A 2,215-nucleotide genomic window follows, 5' to 3' on the forward strand; every position below is an offset into this window, starting at 1 on the left:
AGATCGAGGTTGCGATCGCGCGTGTGCGGGCGGATATCGCTCGGCTGCACGGTGAGCTGACGGCTAATGGTCTGGTGGTGTGGACCGGCGGTAACGTGTCGGGTCGGGTGCCGGGTGCGGACTTGTTCGTGATCAAGCCGTCCGGGGTGGATTATGCGGATCTGGCGCCGGAGAACATGATTCTCTGTGATCTGGACGGCAGTGTGATTCCGGAGACTCCGGGTGCGGATCGGTCGCCGTCGTCGGATACGGCCGCGCACGCGTATGTGTACCGGAACATGCCCGAGGTCGGTGGGGTGGTGCACACGCATTCCACGTATGCGACGGCGTGGGCTGCGCGTGGTGAGGAGATCCCGTGTGTGATCACGGCGATGGCTGATGAGTTCGGCGGTCCGATCCCGGTGGGCCGGTTCGCGATCATCGGTGATGACACCATCGGTCAGGGCATTGTTGAGGCGTTGGCCGGGCATCGTTCCCGGGCGGTGTTGATGCAGAACCATGGGCCGTTCACGATCGGTAAGGATGCCCGGGACGCGGTCAAGGCTGCTGTGATGGTCGAGGACGTCGCCCGCACGGTGCATTTGGCCCGGCAGGGTGGCCCGCTGATTCCGATTCCGCAGGAGTCGATCGATTCTCTTTTCAACCGTTACCAGAACGTCTACGGACAAGCACCGCAGGGAGCCCTCAAATAATGTCACCCACCGCACTGAACACGTCCCTCGATTCCTACGAGGTGTGGTTCCTCACCGGCAGCCAGAACCTCTACGGCGAGGAGACTCTGCGCCAGGTCGCTGAGCAGTCCCGGACGATCGCTGACGCCCTCAACGCGTCTAGTGACGTGCCCGTCACGGTGGTGTGGAAGCCGGTTTTGAAGGATGCGGAGTCGATCCGTCGGGCGGCATTGGATGCCAACGGGGATGACAAGGTCATCGGGTTGATCGCGTGGATGCACACGTTCTCGCCGGCGAAGATGTGGATCGGTGGCCTCAACGCGTTGACTAAGCCGTTGCTGCACCTGCACACCCAGGCCAACGTGGAACTGCCCTGGGCGGAGATCGATTTCGATTTCATGAACCTGAACCAGGCCGCGCACGGCGACCGGGAGTTCGGCTACATCCAGACCCGCCTGGGTGTGTCGCGGAAGACCGTTGTCGGTCACGTGTCCAACCCGGTGGTCAGTAAGTCGATCGGTACCTGGACGCGTGCTGCGGCCGGCTGGGCGGCATCGAACAGTATGAAACTGGCCCGGTTCGGCGACAACATGCGTTACGTCGCCGTCACCGAGGGTGACAAGACCGAAGCGGAGCTGCGTTTCGGTGTGCAGGTGAACACCTGGTCGGTCAACGAACTCGCCGAGACCGTGCACGCCGCCACGGCTGCTGACATCGACGCGCTCGTGGCCGAATACGAAGAACTGTACGACGTGGCCCCGGAGCTTCGCCGTGGCGGTGACCGGCACGAGTCGCTGCGCTACGGCGCCGCGATCGAGCTCGGCTTGAAGTCCTTCCTCGAAGCCGGCGGTTTCAGTGCGTTCACCACCAACTTCGAAGACCTCGGTGCCCTCAAGCAACTGCCCGGCCTGGCCGTGCAACGCCTGATGGCCCAGGGTTACGGCTTCGGCGCCGAGGGCGACTGGAAGACCGCGATCCTGGTCCGTGTCGCCAACGTGATGGGTTCGGGCCTGCCCGGCGGGGCGAGCCTGATGGAGGACTACACCTACGACCTCACCCCCGGCGCCGAACTCATCCTCGGCGCCCACATGCTCGAAGTCAGCCCGTCACTGGCCACCGAGAAGCCGACCCTGGAGATCCACCCGCTGGGCATCGGCGGGAAAGACGACCCGGTGCGCCTGGTCTTCAACGCCGCCCCCGGCCCCGCCGTGGTCGTCGCGATGAGCGACATGCGCGACCGGTTCCGCCTCACCGCGAACGTCGTCGAGGTCGTCGAACCCACCCAAGCGCTACCCAAACTCCCCGTCGGCCGGGCCGTCTGGAAGCCCGCACCCGACTTCGCCACCTCCGCCGCCGCCTGGCTCACCGCCGGCGCCGCCCACCACACCGTCATGTCGACAGCCGTCGGCATCGAGGTGTTCCAAGACTTCGCCGAGATCGCTCACACCGAGCTCCTCGTGATCGATGAAACCACCACCCTGCGGGACTTCTCCCGCGAGGTCCGATGGAACCAGGCGTACTACCGCCTGGCGCAAGGCCTGTAA

2 protein-coding genes are annotated in these 2,215 nt (G+C 64.8%); both read left to right on the top strand.

Annotation, left to right across the window (positions count from 1 at the left end; translation table 11 throughout):
- The first annotated feature begins 2 nt into the window (after window positions 1-2).
- The gene (locus tag RCH12_RS18425; RefSeq protein ID WP_327017874.1) at window positions 3-692 is read left to right on the top strand and encodes an L-ribulose-5-phosphate 4-epimerase; all 690 of its coding nucleotides are present in this window, start codon (window positions 3-5) and stop codon (window positions 690-692) included.
- Window positions 692-2,215, top strand: coding sequence for an L-arabinose isomerase (araA, locus tag RCH12_RS18430; protein WP_327017875.1), 1,524 nt, complete (start codon window positions 692-694; stop codon window positions 2,213-2,215). The genes RCH12_RS18425 and araA overlap by 1 nt, the downstream gene beginning before the upstream one ends.

This window comes from Cryobacterium sp. MP_3.1, assembly GCF_035984795.1.
Classification (GTDB): Bacteria; Actinomycetota; Actinomycetes; order Actinomycetales; family Microbacteriaceae; genus Cryobacterium; species Cryobacterium zongtaii.